Annotated in this window: 19 protein-coding genes; 4 read left to right on the top strand and 15 right to left on the bottom strand. The window is 44.9% G+C overall.

Going from position 1 to position 20,242, the window contains the following annotated elements; all coding sequences use genetic code 11:
* Positions 1-98 precede the first annotated feature (98 nt).
* Positions 99-1,327, top strand: a protein-coding gene (locus HG547_RS04305) for an IS3 family transposase (RefSeq protein WP_169547092.1) whose coding sequence is annotated in 2 segments (ribosomal slippage) — positions 99-450 and positions 450-1,327 — 1,230 coding nt in all. Because the reading frame shifts where the segments join, the coding sequence is not laid out codon by codon here.
* Positions 1,328-1,479: 152 nt separating this feature from the next.
* On the opposite strand, the gene parC is transcribed toward HG547_RS04305, so the two are convergent.
* From parC to nudF, 7 genes are read right to left on the bottom strand one after another with little or no spacing between them, the layout of a single operon-like run.
* Positions 1,480-3,756 carry a DNA topoisomerase IV subunit A gene (gene parC / locus HG547_RS04300; RefSeq protein ID WP_037428012.1) on the bottom strand — a complete coding sequence of 759 codons (2,277 nt, stop codon included), beginning with the start codon at positions 3,754-3,756 and terminating at the stop codon, positions 1,480-1,482.
* Positions 3,749-4,924, bottom strand: a complete 1,176-nt coding sequence (locus tag HG547_RS04295) for a PQQ-dependent sugar dehydrogenase (RefSeq protein ID WP_037422162.1) — start codon at positions 4,922-4,924, stop codon at positions 3,749-3,751. The genes parC and HG547_RS04295 overlap by 8 nt, the downstream gene beginning before the upstream one ends.
* A gap of 52 nt (positions 4,925-4,976) precedes the next feature.
* Positions 4,977-6,863 carry a DNA topoisomerase IV subunit B gene (parE, locus tag HG547_RS04290; protein ID WP_037428014.1) on the bottom strand — a complete coding sequence of 629 codons (1,887 nt, stop codon included), beginning with the start codon at positions 6,861-6,863 and terminating at the stop codon, positions 4,977-4,979.
* 56 nt (positions 6,864-6,919) lie between these two features.
* Positions 6,920-7,495 (bottom strand): YqiA/YcfP family alpha/beta fold hydrolase, encoded by a 576-nt coding sequence (locus tag HG547_RS04285; protein ID WP_055647703.1) that lies wholly within the window; start codon positions 7,493-7,495, stop codon positions 6,920-6,922.
* A gap of 26 nt (positions 7,496-7,521) precedes the next feature.
* On the bottom strand, positions 7,522-8,358 hold the full coding sequence (gene cpdA, locus HG547_RS04280; RefSeq protein ID WP_169547091.1) for a 3',5'-cyclic-AMP phosphodiesterase: 837 nt from the start codon (positions 8,356-8,358) through the stop codon (positions 7,522-7,524).
* Positions 8,359-8,373: 15 nt separating this feature from the next.
* The gene (locus HG547_RS04275) at positions 8,374-8,814 is read right to left on the bottom strand and encodes a DUF1249 domain-containing protein (RefSeq protein ID WP_169547090.1); all 441 of its coding nucleotides are present in this window, start codon (positions 8,812-8,814) and stop codon (positions 8,374-8,376) included.
* A gap of 12 nt (positions 8,815-8,826) precedes the next feature.
* Entirely contained in the window at positions 8,827-9,429 is a 603-nt protein-coding gene (gene nudF, locus HG547_RS04270; RefSeq protein WP_037422148.1) for an ADP-ribose diphosphatase, read from the bottom strand.
* Positions 9,430-9,670: 241 nt separating this feature from the next.
* Between nudF and tolC the strand changes: the two genes are divergently transcribed.
* The gene (gene tolC, locus HG547_RS04265; RefSeq protein WP_037422145.1) at positions 9,671-10,978 is read left to right on the top strand and encodes an outer membrane channel protein TolC; all 1,308 of its coding nucleotides are present in this window, start codon (positions 9,671-9,673) and stop codon (positions 10,976-10,978) included.
* A gap of 66 nt (positions 10,979-11,044) precedes the next feature.
* On the opposite strand, the gene HG547_RS04260 is transcribed toward tolC, so the two are convergent.
* From HG547_RS04260 to HG547_RS04250, 3 genes are read right to left on the bottom strand one after another with little or no spacing between them, the layout of a single operon-like run.
* Positions 11,045-11,782, bottom strand: a complete 738-nt coding sequence (locus HG547_RS04260) for a TIGR04219 family outer membrane beta-barrel protein (RefSeq protein WP_037428021.1) — start codon at positions 11,780-11,782, stop codon at positions 11,045-11,047.
* A gap of 2 nt (positions 11,783-11,784) precedes the next feature.
* Positions 11,785-12,753, bottom strand: coding sequence for a DUF2333 family protein (locus tag HG547_RS04255; protein WP_037422138.1), 969 nt, complete (start codon positions 12,751-12,753; stop codon positions 11,785-11,787).
* 11 nt (positions 12,754-12,764) lie between these two features.
* Positions 12,765-13,247 carry a copper chaperone PCu(A)C gene (locus HG547_RS04250; RefSeq protein WP_037428023.1) on the bottom strand — a complete coding sequence of 161 codons (483 nt, stop codon included), beginning with the start codon at positions 13,245-13,247 and terminating at the stop codon, positions 12,765-12,767.
* Between the two features lie 34 nt (positions 13,248-13,281).
* On the opposite strand from HG547_RS04250, the gene HG547_RS04245 reads away from it, so the two are divergent.
* A complete protein-coding gene (locus HG547_RS04245; RefSeq protein WP_037422131.1) occupies positions 13,282-14,019 on the top strand; it encodes an enoyl-CoA hydratase-related protein in 738 nt (245 codons plus the stop codon).
* A gap of 139 nt (positions 14,020-14,158) precedes the next feature.
* On the opposite strand, the gene HG547_RS04240 is transcribed toward HG547_RS04245, so the two are convergent.
* The 5 genes from HG547_RS04240 to HG547_RS04220 form a co-directional block, all read right to left on the bottom strand.
* On the bottom strand, positions 14,159-14,359 hold the full coding sequence (locus HG547_RS04240) for a PspC domain-containing protein (RefSeq protein WP_037422129.1): 201 nt from the start codon (positions 14,357-14,359) through the stop codon (positions 14,159-14,161).
* A 144-nt stretch (positions 14,360-14,503) separates the two neighbouring features.
* Positions 14,504-14,797, bottom strand: coding sequence for a hypothetical protein (locus tag HG547_RS04235; RefSeq protein WP_037428026.1), 294 nt, complete (start codon positions 14,795-14,797; stop codon positions 14,504-14,506).
* 207 nt (positions 14,798-15,004) lie between these two features.
* On the bottom strand, positions 15,005-16,012 hold the full coding sequence (gene dusA, locus HG547_RS04230; RefSeq protein ID WP_169547089.1) for a tRNA dihydrouridine(20/20a) synthase DusA: 1,008 nt from the start codon (positions 16,010-16,012) through the stop codon (positions 15,005-15,007).
* A 229-nt stretch (positions 16,013-16,241) separates the two neighbouring features.
* On the bottom strand, positions 16,242-16,916 hold the full coding sequence (locus HG547_RS04225; protein ID WP_055647698.1) for a Fe2+-dependent dioxygenase: 675 nt from the start codon (positions 16,914-16,916) through the stop codon (positions 16,242-16,244).
* A gap of 73 nt (positions 16,917-16,989) precedes the next feature.
* Positions 16,990-19,182 carry a TonB-dependent siderophore receptor gene (locus HG547_RS04220; RefSeq protein ID WP_169547088.1) on the bottom strand — a complete coding sequence of 731 codons (2,193 nt, stop codon included), beginning with the start codon at positions 19,180-19,182 and terminating at the stop codon, positions 16,990-16,992.
* Positions 19,183-19,739: 557 nt separating this feature from the next.
* Here HG547_RS04220 and HG547_RS04215 point away from each other — a divergent pair.
* Positions 19,740-20,204, top strand: coding sequence for a chemotaxis protein CheX (locus tag HG547_RS04215; RefSeq protein WP_037422113.1), 465 nt, complete (start codon positions 19,740-19,742; stop codon positions 20,202-20,204).
* Positions 20,205-20,242: the final 38 nt, after the last annotated feature.

The raw sequence follows: 20,242 nt of genomic DNA, 5'->3' as shown, positions 1-20,242 counted from the left end.
CTTACGGATATTCGCTAATAAAAACCTACCGCAAGCGGTAGGTTTTTTTATGCCTTGTGTCTCGTCCTGAAATACGTTGACATAAAGAGGATTTCTTTATGACAACATCAATTAACTCAAGCTGTAAGCGCACACAACGAGATTACACCTTAGCCTTTAAATTAGGCGTTGTAGAGCGTGTTGAAAAAGGCGAAATGACGTACAAACAAGCCCAAGCTCGTTTTGGTATTCAAGGCCGTTCAACTGTACTCGTTTGGCTTAGAAAACATGGTAGACTCGATTGGTCGAAACCTTTTCAACATCCCCTTATGCCTAAGTCAAAAGAACCCCCTGCCGAAACTATTAAGCGCCTTGAACGTGAGTTAGCAGAAGAGAAACTGCGTAACAAAATCCTCAATGGTATGGTTGATATCATGGACAATGAATATGGAGCAGGCCTCAGAAAAAAGTACTTATCCGGTACGTCTGGCAAGCAAAAGGCAACGGAGAAATAAACCTCGTAGCCGCATGTCGTGCTGCGGGTATGTCGAGGCAAGGTATTTATCAGGCAGTTGCTCGAATGGAAAGTCGTAGAGCTGAGCTATCGATCATCAAAGACTGGGTCCAGTACTGGCGTAAATATATGCCAAGGTTAGGGGCCCGTAAGCTCTACACGTTGATAAAATCCAGGCTGGTTGAGCACGATATTAAACTTGGGCGAGATGGGTTCTTTACCTATTTGAGAAGTGAAGGTTTACTGGTTAAACCGAAGAAAAGCTACACAAAAACCACGTTCAGCAAACACTGGATGAAGAAGCATCCTAATTTGCTGAAAGAGAAAGGACTGCATGATGCAGAGCATGTACTGGTCAGCGATATCACCTATCTTGAGTCAGACCAAGGTGTGCACTACCTGTCATTGGTCACCGATGCCAGTTCGCGTAAGATAGTCGATCATCACGTGAGTAAAGACATGAAAGCCGAGAGTGTGGTGAAAGCGTTAAAAATGGCCATAAAAGATAAGCGCTATATCGGCAACGCAGTGCATCACTCAGACAGAGGCTTACAATACTGCTCAGCCGTTTATCAGAATGCGCTTCAGGCGAGCCAAATCCAGCCGTCAATGACGGATGGTTATGATTGCTACCAAAATGCATTAGCAGAAAGAGTGAATGGCATACTGAAGCAGGAGTTTTTACTGCACCGATGTAGGACATTTGCGGAGCTGAAGATACTTGTTAGAGAATCGATAGCAATATACAACGATATGAGACCGCATCTGAGTTTGAATATGGCAACCCCTAATCAGGTGCACAATAGAAAAGGCCAGCTACTGGAGCTGGCCTAAAAACTGTCAACCTATCTTAGGACGGGACATTGTATTTAAGAAAAGTGACTCTGTAGCGCATAACTCTGATAATAAAAAAGCCACTCCAGTGAAACTTGAGTGGCTTTGATTAACGGTTTTGATAACTTGTGCTGGCAAGCTCAAATTAACAGTTAAATGCTAGGCAAGACCTCTGCACCTTCGCCTAATTCCACACTATCAACACGCTGTAATCCACGTGGTAATTTTGCCCCACGACGTCCGCGCTCACCGCGATAATGCTCTAAATCACTTGGTTTAAGTGTGAGTTTGCGCTTACCCGCCCACAAGGTAACTGGAGTATCTGCTGGCACAAGTTGTAAATGTGTCATTAACTCTTCACGGTTTTTAGCGCGCTCGCTTGGAATACCGATAATCTTATTACCTTTACCCTTGGATAATTGCGGCAATGCTTCCAATGAAAACAGTAGCATACGACCTTCATTGGTGATGGCAAGGATAGACATCTCTCGATTACGATCAATCGGTTTGGGTGGTAAAGACTTGGCATTCGTCGGTAAGCTCAATAGCGCTTTACCCGCCTTATTACGAGACACCATGTCATTGAAAGTACATATAAACCCATAACCCGCATCGGTTGCTAAAAGGAAGCATTGCTCGTCTTCCCCCAAAATAACATGCTGCATGGTCTCACCAGATGCCATATTAAAGCGCGTAGTAATGGGCTCACCTTGGGTACGAGCCGATGGCAGACTATGACTATCGGTGGCAAAGGCGCGACCGGATGAATCAATAAACACTGCCACCTGATTACTGCGCCCGATAGCACTACAGAGATATTGATCGCCCGCCTTATAGGATAAAGACTCGGCATCAATATCATGGCCCTTAGCACAACGCACCCAACCTTTTTCTGATAACACCACAGTCACAGGTTCACTCGGGGTAAGCTCTTGCTCTGTTAAGGCGCGGGACTCATGGCGTTCTACAATAGGAGAGCGGCGATCATCGCCATAGGTCTCACCATCTTGGATTAATTCTTTCTTTATTAAGGTTTTTAAGCGGCGTTCAGAACCTAATAATTGCTCTAACTTTTCACGTTCAGCTTCCAGTTCGTCCTGCTCAGCTTTGATCTTAAATTCTTCTAACTTAGCTAAATGGCGTAATTTTAACTCGAGGATGGCCTCAGCCTGCTTGTCTGTCAGGTTAAAACGCGCCATCAACTCCGCTTTGGGCTCATCATGAAAACGAATGATCTCAATGACTTCATCAATATTGAGAAAAGCGATCATTAACGCTTCAAGGATATGTAAACGCGCCAACACTTTATCTAAACGATATTCGAGGCGACGTCTTACGGTATCGACACGAAACTCAAGCCATTCGGTGAGTAAGTCTTTTAGCCCCTTAACTCTTGGACGACCATCAAGGCCCAGTACGTTAAGGTTTACCCTAAAACTTTTCTCAAGATCGGTAGTCGCAAACAAGTGCGCCATCAGTTGATCGCAATCAACGCGATTTGAGCGCGGTACAATCACTAAGCGAACGGGATTTTCATGGTCAGACTCATCACGCAAGTCAGCAACCATAGGCAATTTTTTCGCCTGCATTTGAGCAGCAATCTGCTCTAAAATCTTACCACTACCCGCCTGATGTGGTAGCGCGGTGATCACTATTTCACCGGCTTCGACAGTATAAACCGCACGGGCTTTTAAGGAGCCCCGCCCAGTTTCATAGATTTTGGCAATATCGGCAGACGGGGTGATGATCTCAGCTTCTGTAGGATAATCAGGCCCTGGCACATAGGCCATCAACTGCGCAAGGTCGAGTTTGGGATCGTCCAAAAGCGCAACGCAGGCATTCACTAACTCTCTGGCATTATGTGGCGGTATATCTGTCGCCATGCCCACCGCAATACCAGTGATCCCGTTCAGCAAAATATGGGGTAAACGTGCAGGCAGCACTTTGGGCTCTTTTAACGTGCCATCGAAGTTCGCCCCCCAGTCAACCGTACCTTGTCCCAGCTCAGATAATAACAACTCAGAAAACTTTGACAGGCGCGCCTCGGTATAACGCATTGCTGCAAATGACTTAGGATCGTCTGGTGCCCCCCAGTTTCCTTGACCATCTACGAGTGGATAACGATATGAAAATGGCTGCGCCATCAGCACCATCGCCTCATAGCAGGCACTATCGCCATGGGGATGGTACTTACCTAATACGTCACCCACTGTACGAGCTGATTTTTTATGCTTTGATTGAGCCGATAAACCAAGCTCACTCATAGCATAAATAATCCGTCGTTGTACGGGTTTAAGGCCATCACCAATATGGGGTAAGGCTCGGTCCATAATGACGTACATGGAATAATTCAGATAAGCTTCTTCGGTAAAGCGCCGCAATGGCATCTGCTCTACGCCATCCAAGCTTAACTTGATTGCGTCACTCATTTTCTTCTAGTTCCTGTGGTTCTTCAGTATTATCGCCATCCCTATAGAACAGTCGATACAGGTTACCTTTCAAATCATCCGAGATGTACATGGCCCCATCTTCACCGGACAATAATCCATAGGGGCGGGCGACAGGAAACTCACCGTCGAGAAAACTCACTACGGTTTCGCGACTGACCACCTGTTGGTTCTCAAGCTTCAACATGACGATTTGATAACCGACTTTGCTTGAACGGTTCCAAGAACCATTTTCAGCAACAAACAATTGGTTATGATAGATTTCTGGGAATTGCTTACCACGGTAAAATGCCAGTCCCGTTGGCGCAACGTGTGCTGGAAGTTCGTATATCGGTACAGAAATTTTTAAATTTTTTGGCTTTTCATAGGCAGGTTCGACCACGGATGATGCGTGTAAATACGGAAAGCCATAATGGCTGCCCGCCACATCGATGCGGTTAATCTCATCGGGGGGTAAGTTATCGCCCATCCAATCGCGTCCTTGATCGGCAAACCACAATTTGCCGTCTTGAGGAGACCAGTCAAAACCTGTCACATCGCGAATACCTGACGCAATTTGCTCACTGGCGCCGGTATCCACATTAATCGCAATAATACTGCTATAGGGCGCGCTAGCTTCACACACGTTACAAGGTGCACCGATAGAGACATAGAGCCTGCCATCAGGACCAAAATTCATCGCTCGTGCACTTTTCTTATCTGACTCTGGTAAATCACTATAAATCTCTTTAGGACGACTTGGACGGCGTAAGCGCTGCTCGATATCAATAAAGCGGACAATTCGGTTTTCAGTTGCCACAAACAGATCACCATTATGGAACGCGATCGCATCGGGAGACTCTAACCCCTTGGCGATGACATAACGCTTGTCTACACGACCATCTTGATTACTATCAACAAGCGCATGCACTGTGCCACTCTTATTGGAGCCGACAAATAAGGTGCCATTTGCCCCCATCGCAAGCTGTTTGGCATCCCCAAGATCGGAAGCATAGAGCGATAAACCAAATCCCTTTGAGACGGTAATCATGATCGACTGAGACCCTGCAATCGCCGTCTGGATCGGTAACAAAGCCAGACTCACCAGTAGGGTCCAATAGGCAGAGAACACCTTTAAACATTTATAATTATTCGTTTTAATATACAACATGGTAATTTTCTTTATGCCTAAGTGTTATTGTTATCGGCAATAGTGCACAACATTAAAGTACCGCCATGTCACCCTTATCTTCGAGCCAGTTTTTACGATCGGGTGAACGCTTCTTAGCTAACAGCATATCCATAAGAGAATCAGTTTCTTCCGCATCATCAATAGTTAACTGCACTAAACGGCGAGTATTAGGGTCCATTGTCGTTTCACGCAATTGCAGTGGATTCATTTCACCCAGACCTTTAAAGCGTGTTACTTGAACTTTACCTTTTTTATTCTCAGCGCTGATACGATCGAGAATACCTTCTTTTTCAGCCTCATCTAAAGCGTAATAAACATCTTTACCTATATCGATACGGAACAGTGGCGGCATGGCGATATAAACATGCCCCTGCTCAACCAACACTCGGTAATGTTTCAGAAACAGTGCACAGAGTAAAGTCGCAATATGCAATCCATCGGAATCGGCGTCGGCGAGAATGCAGATTTTGCCATACCTTAACTCAGAAATATCATTGCTATCGGGATCACAACCAATTGCCACCGAAATATCATGTACTTCCTGCGACGCTAATACCTGAGATGCATCCACTTCCCACGTATTTAAGATTTTACCACGTAGCGGCATAATAGCTTGAAACTCACGGTCTCTAGCCTGTTTAGCACTGCCTCCCGCAGAATCCCCTTCCACAAGGAAGAGTTCGCCGCGCATTGGATCTTGGCCACTACAATCGGTCAATTTACCCGGTAATGCGGGACCTGATGTGACTTTTTTACGGGCGACTTTTTTGGCTGCTTTTAAGCGTTTTTGCGCGTTATTAATACACATTTCAGCCAATGACTCGGCTAATTCGGTATTCGAATTTAACCAAAGCGAAAATGCATCACGCACGATACCTGAAACAAAGGCTGAGCTTTGACGGCTCGAAAGCTTCTCTTTTGTCTGTCCCGCAAACTGCGGGTCTTGCATTTTCACTGACAGAATGAAGGCTGCGCGATCCCAAATATCCTCAGGAGAGAGCTTAATCCCACGGGGGATGAGATTACGAAACTCACAAAACTCACGCATCGACTCTAGCAAACCTTGGCGAAAGCCATTCACATGGGTGCCACCTAAGGGAGTTGGGATCAAGTTGACATAACTTTCGTTAATCGACTCTCCGCCCTCTGGCAACCAGGTAATAGCCCAATCTGCCGCCTCAATTTGCCCCTTAAAACTACCGATAAAAGGCTCTTCCGGCAGCATGATATTATCGCCTACCGCCGTCTTAAGATAATCGGTTAAGCCACTCTCGTAGTACCACTCATGCACTTCGTTAGTGTGCTTATTAGTGAATTTAATTCTAAGGCCAGGGCACAATACCGCCTTGGCACGCAGTAAATAAATAAGTTTGGAATTGGAGAAATTCGCCGAATCAAAATAACTCGCATCAGGCCAAAAATGTACTCGAGTACCGGTATTGCGCCGACCGCAGGTACCACTGACTCGTAGATCTTCGACTTTAAAGCCATTTTCAAAAGCCATATCATACACTTGGCCATCTCGGCGCACAGTGACTTCAACTCTGCGAGACAGGGCGTTAACGACTGAAATCCCTACACCATGCAAACCACCAGAGAATTGATAATTTTTATTTGAAAATTTACCGCCGGCATGCAGTTTAGTCAGGATCAGCTCGACCCCTGGAATACCTTCTTCGGGATGGATATCTACTGGCATACCACGACCATCGTCTGTGACTTCCAGCGAGTTATCTGTGTGGAGCACTACTTCAATTTTAGTGGCATGGCCAGCTAAGGCTTCATCGACACTGTTATCTATGACCTCTTGGCCTAAATGGTTAGGTCGGCTGGTATCGGTATACATACCTGGACGGCGTTTAACTGGGTCGAGTCCGTTAAGAACTTCAATGGCGTCAGAGGTGTATTGATTAGTCATAGTGTACGCTATAGGTTGTTATATCCGGCCATGTTGCGGCTGTGGATGACGATTTGTCAAGGTAAGTGTAAAAATTGGCTTACAGTTTGCAGATATCGCTCATAACCCACAAAACTGTGATCACCACCGGATTCAATCCGTAATTGGCAATGATGATATTTATGCAGTGCTTCGCGATAATCCAGCACTTCATCGCCCGTTTGCAATAGTACCAAAAAACGATCGGGATTGCGGATAACAGCCGTATTAAATTCAGCCACTTCCTGCTTATGCTCTGGCAATACCTGATAATGCTCTTCGGTATAAGGGTTAAATTGCGGCCCCATAAATTCATCAAACAGTTCAAAGGGTTTTACTGCCGGATTCACCAACACGGCTCGGCCACCATAATGCTCAGCCAAGTAACTGGCAAAATAACCCCCTAAGGACGAGCCAATATAGTTAAGCGGCTCACCCGCTTGCAAAGCCTCCTCTACATAGCGCTGTAGTAAGGCCATCGCAGCTTTGGGTGTATTGGGTAACTGTGGCTGATGAAAAGTGAGGGACGGGTGATGCTCGGCCATATATTGTGCCGTCATCACCGCTTTATCAGAGAAAGGAGAACTGTTGAATCCGTGAATATAGAGCAGCATAGTTCCTCAAGCTGCGGTCACTCGCGTTAATAACCGCTGGAATCTTTATCGGGGGAAAACAGATTTCCCGGTACGCGATACACATTAGTGCTGATGCTACCATCGGCCTTGAGCTCCAGCAAACGATAACCGGGTTGCAGTCCATCGAGGGCAAAATAAGGCGATTGCGGTTTAAACTGGATACAAGTAGAAGGTGTCGCCATTAATTGCAACGCACCATGGGGACCATCGTAAAGGCTATCCAATTGTTGATGCACATGGCCCCAAAGCAAAGCTTTGACTTGCGGGTATTGAGCGACACGCTTTAAAAATTCCGTCCCATTATCCATGCAGTGTTGGTCTAACCAAGCACAATTAACCAAAATAGGATTATGATGCATCACCAGTAAGGTATGGCGGTCTGGATGTGCGGCTATAGCCTGTTCAATGAGTTCGAATTGACTCGCGGCCATATGACCACCAGGTTTTCCTCTCACGGTGGAATCCAGCATCAAAATTTGCCATTTACCAACTAAGATACGTTGCTGGCCAAAAATCCGCTCGCCCTGCATATGCAAAAACATGATCCGCGGATCATCATGATTACCCGGAAGATAATGGCAAGGTAAATTGAGCGGGGCGACCGCTGACACAAATTGGCGATAAGACTCAGGGGAATAATCTTGACTTAAATCACCTGTGGCAAGCATAAGATGCGCAGGGTAATTGACGGCACGGATCGTATTGAGTACCGCGGCCAAACTTTTGCTGGTATTAACACCAAGTAGCTGAGCTTCAGGATCGGCAAAGAGGTGCGGGTCGGTGACTTGCACTATGCGCACATTTTCATCAGCTACAGAGTAAGAGATAGCCTCTTTCAGCACATTGAATACCCAATTCTAAGACTGGCAAACCAAACGTTGTTGGCCACCAATCTTCAATAATTCTCCCAGGAATGCATTTACCTGGTACTTCTCATCACTATGATACATACGTAAATTGGGATAATCATACACTGGGCGCAGTTGGTAAATCTGTTGACCAGTTAACACTTCTGCTAATTTAGCATCATGATAAATTCTCACTAACACCTTGGGAATATTAATAAACTCCACTATTTGTAGTGGGCGTGAGATTTCAACTAATTGAGTATATTTGGTATTTTCTAAAATACGGATAACTAATACACCAAATTCACCTTCAAGTTGCCAAGATTGACCTACAGCAATATCCAGTGGCAACCACTTTTGCATATAGCTATAGTTACGCCCGCATAGCGCTAAAAAGTCGCTCACGTTGGGTTGATAACGCGGTTTTTGATGTGATGTTGAATGCGCCAAACCTTTTCCAACCTAAACCAGTTGCTGATAGTTTAATTGCAACCACTGCAATCCAATAACGGTCGATGCATTGTCTATTTCGCCATTAACGACACCGTGATAGGCAACCTCACGGTCTACAACATGCAATCGAATATCTTCGTGTTCGTCAGCTAATCCATGCAAACCTTGGGCTTGTGATGAATCCACCTCAGCCCAATAAAAATAGAAACGTTCAGTACTGCCACCAGGGCTTGCAAGATAACTGCTCACAAAATGGATGTGGCGAGCGGTCAAGCCAGTTTCTTCTAACAATTCGCGGTGCGCGACATCCTCTGGCGTTTCGTCGGGCGCAATCATACCCGCGACTAACTCCATAAGCCAAGGAGATTTAGTGGTTGCTAATGCAGGAAACCTAACTTGCTCAATCAACACAACCTTATCGCACTTAGGATCATAGGGCAGCACAACGACTGCATGGCCACGTTCAAAGACCTCACGGGTGACCGGCTGACTCCAGCCTCCAGCAAATAGCTTATGTTTGAAGGTAAATTGCTCTAAGGCAAAAAAGCCTTGATATAGCGATTTTTTTTCGAGGATTTCAATATCTGTTTGCGAAAAAACCTGAGGCTTCATATCTTATCCTTAACAGTTAAATTTTCGCCTATTATCAAGGCAATTTGGCTCATTTTTAAATAAAATCTGTTACACTTCGCAGTTGACTTGAACGTGTGGGAGTTTTTAGACTCTACGTCATTAAGTTTTAGCTGTATCGGGAAGCGTCGGGAAGCGCAAACCGCCTTGGTAAAGGCATTACTTAGTCTAAACGAAGTTATATATTTCTCCTTTTGGAGATTTTGTCTAATAAGGACAGCAAATGAAATTTAAGATCCGTTCTCTATGCGTAGCATTAACTCTAGCCGCTTCCGCTCCTGCGGTTCAAGCAGATGATTTACTGCAAATTTATCAACAGGCACTGACAAGTGACCCACTCGTGTTACAAGCGCAAGCGCAACGTAACGCTTTGTTTGAAAAGATTGAACAAAATCGTGCGCCACTGTTACCGACTATCAGTGCAAACGTGGGTTATGACAAGGCATGGAATGATCCTCGAGATGATAGCAGCGGCCTGACTGGCAACCTAAAGCTCAATCAAGTCATTTATGACCATAGTGCTTGGGTAGGTTTAAGCCTTGCGGAGAAAGCCGCTTCTCAAGCTGACTCAACCTATGCATCGGCACTGCAAAATTTGATCACTCGCGTGACTAAAGCCTACTTTGATGTATTAACGGCCAAAGATAACTACGAGTTCCAAGGTGCAGAAAAACGCGCGATTGAGCGTCAACTTGAGCAAACTAAACAACGTTTTGCCGTTGGTTTAACTGCGATTACTGACGTTCATGAAGCTCAAGCACAATATGACTTAGCCTCAGCCTCTGAAATTTTGGCAGAAAATACCCTTGCCAATAGTTATGAAGCACTGCGCGAAATCACGGGTATCGATCACAAAGCCTTAAACGTACTCGACACTAACCGCTTCTCAGCAGTCACACCAGCACCGAGTTCATCTAGTGATTGGTTAAAAATTGCCGAGACCAATAGCGTCGATCTAATGACTCAACGTATTGGCAAAGATATCGCTCAAGAGACCATTAGCCTCTATAAAGCAGGCCATATGCCATCACTAAGCTTAAATGCTGGTTATAGCAAAGGTTTAGAGCAAAAATTAGGTAATTCGAATGAACCTGATTTTGACAACATGAGCGCAGGCATTAACTTAAGTATTCCGATTTTTGAAGGCTTTAAAGTCTCATCACAAGTCAAAGAAGCGCAGTTCCAATATGTTGAGGCAAGCGAGAAGTTGGAACAAACCTACCGTAGCGTAGTGAAAAACGTTCGTAATAACTACAACAACGTGGGGGCGTCAATCAGCTCTATCCGTGCTTACGAACAGTCTGTAATTTCATCTGAAAGTGCATTAAAGGCTACGCAAGCAGGCTTCGAAGTTGGTACTCGTACTATTGTTGACGTATTGAACCGTACACGCGATCTGTACGACTCAAAACGTAAATTATCAGATGCGCGTTACAGCTACATCAACTCGATTGTTGCACTGAAACAAGCAGCGGGTACATTAAACGAAGATGATGTTATTGCTATTAACAACGGCCTAAAAGCTGAATAAGTTAAGCAATATTGTCCAATAAAAAAACCGCCAAAATTGGCGGTTTTTTATTGTCAGAATTACGACTTAGAAGTCAATTTCGACGCCAGCGAAATAGCCATCAAACTTTGAGTCAGCACTAATGCCAGAGAAATTATTCACATCAAAGGCAAACTCACGGTAGCCAACGCGCACACGGGTATCCACCGCAACACCATCAAACTGCCAGCCTAAACCGACCGCATAATCGTGTACATTCGACTCATTCACCCCAAGCATTAAATCTGCAAAGCCAAATAAGCCTAAACCCGGCATGCTCACATGGGTACTGGCGTACCCCATAACAATTCCGCTATCTACGTCTTTCTCTTCTGGATGACCTGCATCTTGGACACGCAGAGAGCCATTCATCAACTTATAAGCTGCGCCCAAATCAAAAGATAAAATATCGTTATCCAGCAGTTCGTAATACAACACAAAATCGGTGTTGCTCAGATCGGTATAACTGGTCACATTACCTTTAAAATCATGACCATTAAAGCTGAAATCAGCGTTCGCCAAGCTACCTTTTTGATCAAGACTGTTTTCACGAATTTTCAGATTTGGCACAAAAGGCAGTGGGTGTTCAACGGCAAACCAATAGCTACCCTGCGCTGATGAGCTGTAGTCAAAACCTTGTTGTGGCTGACCTTTATCGGAAAAAGTACCGCTAGTATCGGCGCGCCAATAATCGCCACCTATTTTAAAACCAACCACAGTGGCCGCGTGAGCTGATGTAGCCATTATGCAGCCTAATACTGCACTGGCCAGAAGTATTTTTTTCATAATTAACCTTGAGATAGCAAGTTCGTTAAATCAATCACCGCGGCATTTGCACGGGATACATAGTTAGCCATAACCAATGAATGATTAGCGACTAGACCGAAACCACTGCCATTAAGCACAACAGGGCTCCAAACCGTTTGCTGAGTTGCCTCTAGTTCACGAATGATCTGTTTTAGGCTCACTTCAGCATTTTTCTTTTTCAGCACGTCAGCAAAATCGACTTCAACTGCACGCATAAAATTCAGCAGTGCCCATGAGGCGCCGCGGCTCTCATAAAACACATCATCAATTTTCCACCAGCTGGTTTTCACCTGATGGCTGGCTAAATTAGGGGTTGATTGACGCGCAGCATTATCCCCCGCTAAATCGGTGTTAAGACGTTCTTGACCTACACTTGCAGATAACCGTTGCGACATACTGCCTAAACGTTTTTGCACTTCTTTGAGCCACTCATTAAGGTTATCTGCGCGGGCATAAAACTGTGCATCTTGATTATTCGGATCCATCATTCGCGCCCGGTACAACTTAAGTAGCTTAATACCATCGCGGTATTCGCTTTCAGCACTCGGCACTAACCAACTGGTATGGTCGATGTTTAACTTAGCCTGCGCTTCACTCAAATCTTTATCAGCGGTAGATTGCGACTGTGAACGGCTAAACTCTTTACGCATAATCAGCGCCAAATCACGCGCTTGCTCTAAAGCGCCATACTCAAAGGCGGGCATGTTATCCATAAAGATTGAGGGTGGCATAACATCATTCGATAGCCAACCACCTTGCTTATCCAGCAGCGTTTCAACGGTCATAATCAAAGAGGTTGTGGTCGCATAACCAACAACATTCTTTTCTGTGGCAGTAAGCTGTTGTGGCGTCAGCGGATCAGGCTCGATACTCCACCAGACACTCACAACATAACCAATTAAAACAACGCATAAACTAACTCCAGTGACCTTCTTCCATGTGATTTGCATCAAGCGACTCCTTAATGATGGTGATGATGCTCGGGTTCAGCAGCATTCTCGGCCTGCTTAGCGACAGGCAATGTAATCGTCATTTTTTCGCCATCGTTAAACTCTAATTGCAGCTTAACTTGCTGATCTAACACTAATGGAGCCTTAAGCCCAATTAGCATGACATGCTCCCCCGATGGCATCAGGGTTAATTTTCCATGGGATGGAATATCAAAGCCTTCAACATGGCGCATTTTTACCATACCTTGCTCTTCAATAATGGTATGCAATTGCGCTTCGTTCGCTACGTCGGTTGTCACGCCAATCAAGCGTACGGCTTTATCGTTGTGATTTTCGAGCGTAAAGTAAGCGGCAGTATTTGGAACGGTATCAGGCATTGCACGTACATGACCTTCAGTCATCACTACGTTGGCGAAAACAGAAAATGAGGCACAGGATAAGGCAACACAATTAAACATCTGTTTGAATATCGGTTTCAATGTCTTAAACTCCATGTCTACCCAATGTCGTCGTAAAGGAAAACAACCCATGAGTCATATACAGGTTCGGGATGATCAGGGCGTTCGTGTTATCAGCTTTAATCGCCCAGATAAACGCAATGCACTTGATCTTAATATGTATAAACAACTGACAGAATACCTGATCGAAGGTGAAGCAGACAACGACATTCGTGCCTTTATGCTCCATGGTGAAGATAATTGTTTCACCTCGGGCAATGATGTTGCAGACTTTTTGAAAAATAGTGACTTAGGGCCAAACCATCCTGCGGTACGCTTCTTATTTTGTTTATTAGAGCTCAAAAAACCACTGGTCGCTGCCGTTTCTGGTGCGGCTGTTGGTATTGGTACCACTGTGCTACTGCATTGCGATTTAGTTTACGCAGACAATACAGCTAAGTTTCAACTGCCCTTTGTTAATTTAGCCTTGGTCCCTGAAGCGGGCGCGAGTTTACTCCTACCCGAATTAGTGGGTTATCAAAAAGCAGCTGAATTATTGCTGCTCGGAGAAAGTTTTGATGCTGATACCGCCCACAGACTGAACATCATTAACGATGTGATCGCCCAAGAAGAGTTATTGGTTTATGCCTTTAACCAAGCGAAAAAACTAGCCAATCAACCACCGCAGGCGCTGCAAATTACCCGTCAGTTGATGCGACCACATAAAAACCGTGTGCAACACCAAATGCATCAAGAATTAGAACAATTTAGTGCAAGACTTAAAAGTGATGAAGCAAAAGCCAGATTCCAGGCTTTTCTTAAAAAGTGATACTCACTTAGCAAGTGCTCATTATTGGCATGAGGGTCAATGTGCCCTCTTGTTGATAGCATCTCGCTAACGATTGTGGCCATAAACGTGTATAGGCTGTCCCATTAATGTCCCACAATCTAGAGTACAAAAACTTGGCTTAAATCGGTCTTTTCCATTGTTCTACAAGCAAAGCCAACACAAAATACACCAGTAGACTCACGCCTGGCATAAACAGAATTGCCCCCGCCCATACCACTCGCGTCCAAAAACAGGACCAACCAAATTGCCACGCCATACCTGATGCAACACCACAGACCAAACGTTGTGAATTGTTCATTCGTATTTGCGCTCGTTTCATTTTGAACTCCAAAATTTTATGAGTTACTTATCGCTGACACTATGCCACTGAAACCAGCAGATAATGCCTGAAAACAACGCGAGGCTAATCACTGGTAGCAGTAGCAAAGTCATTAGAGGTGCTACAAACCACATAGGTAGATCCTTACTTATTCGCGCTCAATTCACCTGTGGTTGCCGAATCAGTTTGGGTATCCGCGCTCAGTGTTAGTTGACTATTAAAGTCATAGATACTTTCAGCCAGTTGCGTTTGCAGCGATAACACCAATTCACGCTTTGTATTCACTAACAACTCCTGCGCTTGGGTGCTAAGAGTTTGCTCAATGGCGCTCATAACATCAGATACAGGAGCCGCTTCAGCATGTGCTGTAACACTCGCCATTAATGCACCGAATAACACACTCACTTGAACTGATTTTTTAACATTTGAAGTAAACATGATGTCGTCCCTTTCGATTGATTAACTTGACATAGGGACTATTACAAAGGACGTGCCAACTTATCAAATAAACAATAACATACTAATTTAATTAGATTTAAAAATTTATTTTAAGCTGGAACGAGATAAGCGAGATATTTAGGAAAGGTAAAGTGGTGAAAAATACTACAACGTTTAGTGAATCTCACCACTTTTTAAATCGAATGATTATTGAGCAATTATTTCTGTTTGAATACTCAAATAAGCCTGCTTTACCACCTCTATGCCCGCACCGTTTTTATGGGCGTTTTCGCTTAAATAACGACGCCACGCACGGGCACCAGGCAAACCTTGGAATAAGCCAATCATATGGCGAGTGATATGATTTAGGCGTCCGCCCGCCTGCAAGTGAGCCTCGATATAGGGCACCATCGCTTCAATCACAGCCTCACGGCTAATCACCGTCTTCTGGCTGCCGCAGAGCAGTTGGTCAACCTGCGACAACATATAAGGATTTTGGTAAGCCTCACGTCCAACCATCACCCCATCTAAGTGCTGCAAGTGGGTTTGGGCCTGTTCAAGGCTAGTGATGCCACCGTTAATGCTGATATTAAGCGTCGGATAATCACGTTTGAGCTGATACACACGTTCGTAGTCTAAGGGCGGGATCTCACGATTCTCTTTCGGGCTTAAGCCTTGCAGCCAAGCCTTACGCGCATGGATAATAAACTCACTACAGCCCTTAGCCATGACAGTATCAATAAAGTGAGTCAAAAACTCATAGCTATCCTGCTCATCGATCCCGATGCGCGTTTTTACCGTCACAGGAATATCAACCACTTGCTTCATGGCATCGACACATTCAGCCACCAGCTCAGGTTCAGCCATCAAACAGGCACCAAAGCGACCATTTTGCACCCGATCCGAAGGACAGCCCACATTGAGGTTCACTTCATCATAACCGCGCTCGGCGGCAAGTTTGGCGCAGCGAGCAAGTTCAGCAGGATTCGAGCCACCCAACTGCAATGCAAGAGGATGTTCCTCTTGGTTATAGGCAAGATAATCGCCACGGCCATGCAAAATCGCGCCGGTGGTCACCATCTCGGTATACAGTAAGGCATTGGCCGACATTAAACGCGCAAAATAACGGTAATGACGATCCGTCCAATCGAGCATCGGTGCAATGGAAAAGGTGCGGTCGAGCTGTAGACCATCATTAAGATTATTTTTCAACACGTGACTATCGACTCAAGTAATTAAAATTTGCGAATAAGTTGCCACTCAGAGGAGCCAAGAGTCCTAATTTGAGTCGCAGATTGCCAATAAGCCTTAAGCTTAAAAATGGAAAAACAGTAAACGAGTTAACGTTTACTGTTTTATTGCCCCTCAGAGCAAGCGGGATTATACCCTAAACCGCCTGCTTTGTGGAGATAATGCAGGAACAGGAGCCGACTCTGAACCAAAGCTACAACTCGCTCCAACGCCTGAGCAAGTTATGATAAACACCCGTTAGATTAAACAGCTCTTGTTCAGGCGCGGCCTGCAACGTCAAAGATTGAATCGATTGATCGAGTTGAAATAACAAGCGGCGCTGCCCCTCATCGCGCACCATGCTCTGTAGCCACATAAAGGCGGCGGTTCGCTCACCTGATGTGACAGGCGTAACCTGATGTAAACTCGTTGACGGGTATAATACCAAAGATCCCGCCGCCAGCTTAATGCTTTGCTGGCCATAGGTATCTTGGATGACCAGCTCACCACCTTGATAAGTGTCTGGTTCGCTTAAAAATAAGGTGGCAGACAGATCGGTACGCACCATACCGTCACTCGTCGAGCGAATTGCATTATCGATATGATAGCCAAAGGTTTCTCCACCTTGATAACGATTAAACAAGGGCGGATAAAACTGTAATGGAAGTGCTGCCGAGACAAATAAAGGATGAGCTAACAAGCGCTCCATAATCAATTCACCGATGCCAATCGCAACAGGATCGTCTTTATCCAACTGCTGATTGCGCTTACGAGTACTCGCCATCACGCCTGAGGTTTGATTGCCATCAATCCAAGTGCGAGCATCGAGTTGTTCACGTAACTGATTGACTTCTTGTTTAGAAAAAACATGAGGAATTTCAATAAGCATCTTCAAACCTTAAGGAAAGCATAAACATCAAAGGCAGCCCTAGGGCTGCCATTCAAATCGTCATTCACTGATATTAAAAGTGCATATCGGCACTTAACATCACCAAACGTCCAGGCGCCATATTGGCAAAGTGCGCGGTGTACGCTTTATCGTAATAACGCTCGTCCGTTAGATTTTGAACGTTCAGGCGTAAGGTCAAGAATTCGCTCATCTTATAGGATGAGGTCAAATCAAAACGCCAGTAAGACGGAATTGACAGCGTATTAGCCGTATTGCCATACACTTTGTCCATATAATAGGCACCCGTGCCGACCGTTAACTGCTCGGTAATATCGTAAGTTGTGAATAAGCTAAGACTATTTTTGGCTGTATTAGGGAAGCGATTACCATTAAGCGCAGCGTTGTAACCATTGCTTTCGAGGGTAGCGTCCAAATACGTATAACCACCAAAACCATGCCAATCTTTAGTAAAGTCACCGGAAAAGCCGATTTCAAAGCCTTTGACTTTTTGCTCGCCGACGTTTTCCTGCGGTGCATTACGATCGCCAGAGGTCGCAACGCGGGCATTGTTTTTCTCGATTTGGAATACAGAGCCATTCAGAGATAAACGCCCCTCCCAAAGATCCCATTTAGTGCCTAACTCGTAGCTTTCGGTGTCTTCTGGTTCTAAATCGGCGTTAGTGCTGCCAAGACGATCTGCCCCATCTCCGTTAGACGTGCCAGGTGGATTAGAGGAAGTGCCCCACGCAGCGTAGATACTGCCATTTTCTGCGGGCTTATATAGCACCGACAATTGGTAGTTGAAGAAATCAGCATCATTGCTGAATCGAGAGGTTGAGTTCTCAGCACTGGTGGTATAGTCATCCCAGCGGATACCTGCGTTAACCATCCATGCTTCAGTTAACTCAATCGTATTAAAGGCATAGATAGAGCGAGTATCGGTTTCAGTCACTGTCGCATCGGTACCGAGTGTAATCGTACCAACCCAAGGATCGTGGGGATTCGGATTATCCAGCAACGTACAGTTGTAGTTATCCAGCATTGCCTGATTACAACCCGCGTTGCGACCATTGCCCGTATCGACGGTGTAACTCAAATTGCTAGTACGTTCGTTACTGAGTTCAGTACCGACTGCAAAACGGTTAGTCATTCCTGCAAGTTTTGCTTCACCCGAGAGTTGCAATTGAGTCGCTAGGGTTTTAGTGACCGAATGGCGCGACTTAGTGTTTCGCCAAACATAACCATTAGCCACGTTGCCAGTGGTGTCGTCTGGGTTAGTCACAATATAGTAATTGCTGTTACGGCTATAGATAGACGTCGAAGTGAACTGCATGTCGTTGTTAAAATCATGGCTGATCAACACCGAAGCTGTATCGTCCATCGTATCGCGAAAATCCCGCGATAATAAGCCATAGAAATTGTCGGGATCGACATCGGCAGGTTTGCCTGTCGCCTGATCGTAGGGAATACCATAATCAGGAATATCATGGTTTTCAAAATGATAATATTCAAGGGTCACTTTAGTTGGCGTCGTTAACCCAAAGGTAACAGACGGTGCAACGCCCCAACGATTACCTGTGACCTCATCACGCCCTGGAGTGTCAGCATCGTGAGCCATCATGTTGACACGAACCGCAGCTTCATCGGTAATCACATGGTTAATATCAACATTGGCACGTTTGAGGGCATCAGTCCCCACGGCAACATCGGCGTTAATAAAATCTTCAGCCTGAGCTTTTTTGGTCACAATGTTAATGCTACCGCCAACCGCGCCACGGCCGTTATAGACAGAGCTTGGGCCTTTCAGGACTTCAATTTGTTCAATGTTAAAGGTTTCACGGCTTTGTGAACCCACATTACGCATACCATTGATAAAAGTGGAGGATTGAGCATCGTACCCACGAATAAAAGGTCTATCACCGTAGGGGTTTCCCCCTTCGCCAGTACCCAAGGTAATACCAGGCGTCGCTCGTAGCGCATCAGTAAAACTCTGCGCGCCCATATCTTTGATCAGATCTTGATTGATGACTGTTACAGTTTTCGCAGTATTGAGCAGGTCTTCGGTAAATTTACCCGATTGTACTTTGCGGGTGTTATAACCCAAGTACTCACCATTGACTTCAATATGTTCAACTTTTTTATCTGCGACTTGTGCCTGCTCCGCTGCCATAGCAGGGATAGCAGAAACCGCCATCCCTATGGTTAACGAACCTAAAACATGGGCACCAAGCGTGACTCGACCATTGCGACGTTTTGCAAATTTCATTTAAAGCATTCCTGTTGCGGACTAAACCCTGTAACAGATGTCCCCCACCTGTTAATCGCCCGCTAATATATGTAAAATTATTTTTGTGATCAATAATTATTATCATTTATATTATAATTTAATGTAAATCACAGTTTAAGCCGTTTATAGTTGTTAGGCACAGCAAAACGACTGTAGCTACATTGGTAGGGTTAAAGATACGCCTATGATAGAAATGAAAATTTCCTTCAAAAATCTTTCGCATACATTCAAGCTATCGCACTCATAGCCTAACGGCATGCTCATTCGAATCATCAACCTTTCGGTGGAAACGTGCCTTTGGACTCATTGAGGGGACATGCAGAATACGCGGCTCTTTTACCGCTTGTAGTGTGGCTTTTGGTAAAAAGACTTTTACGATAAATAACAAGAAAATCGTGAAATTAACCTCACATTTCCATTTGTGTCATCTAAGCTGATAGAGTGTGATTAAGATTGCTGTGGTCAAGCCACTTTTCGACTACCCTTAATTACGTGGTGACCATAAGGCTTAAGTTCATAAGAGGACACACTGAAGCATGAACGTCAATTTTATTAATCCTTTTTTGCAGTCGCTGCTCAATGTTATTTCGACCATGGCCAGCCTAGAGCTCACGCCAGGTAAACCCCAAATCAAAACTGACAACTTAGCCAAAGGCGATGTATCAGGTTTGATTGGTATGGTTGGGCCACAAACCAAAGGCTCACTTTCAATTACGTTTGAGCAAAAACTGGTACTGCAAATCATGCAAAATATGCTGGGCGAAAACCCCGGCAAAATAAATGAAGAAGTAACCGATCTGGTGGGTGAAATCACTAATATGGTTACGGGGGGCGCAAAAAATCTTTTAGGACAAAAGGGTTACGAATTCGAAATGGCAACACCAATGGTCGTTTCAGGTCAAGGGCATACAATTTCCCATAAAGCCAACGGCACCAAAATTATCATGCCATTTACCAGTTCTTACGGAACTGCATTTATCGAAGTTTGCTTCGAAAATTAATTAAATATCATAAGTTTGTAGGAAAACATTGGATGTTT

The sequence above is a fragment of the Shewanella sp. DNRA4 genome (genome assembly GCF_012843185.1).
GTDB lineage: Bacteria > Pseudomonadota > Gammaproteobacteria > Enterobacterales > Shewanellaceae > Shewanella > Shewanella xiamenensis.
Note: the sequence above shows the minus strand (reverse complement) of the source record. Positions and strands in the feature narration are given on the sequence as shown.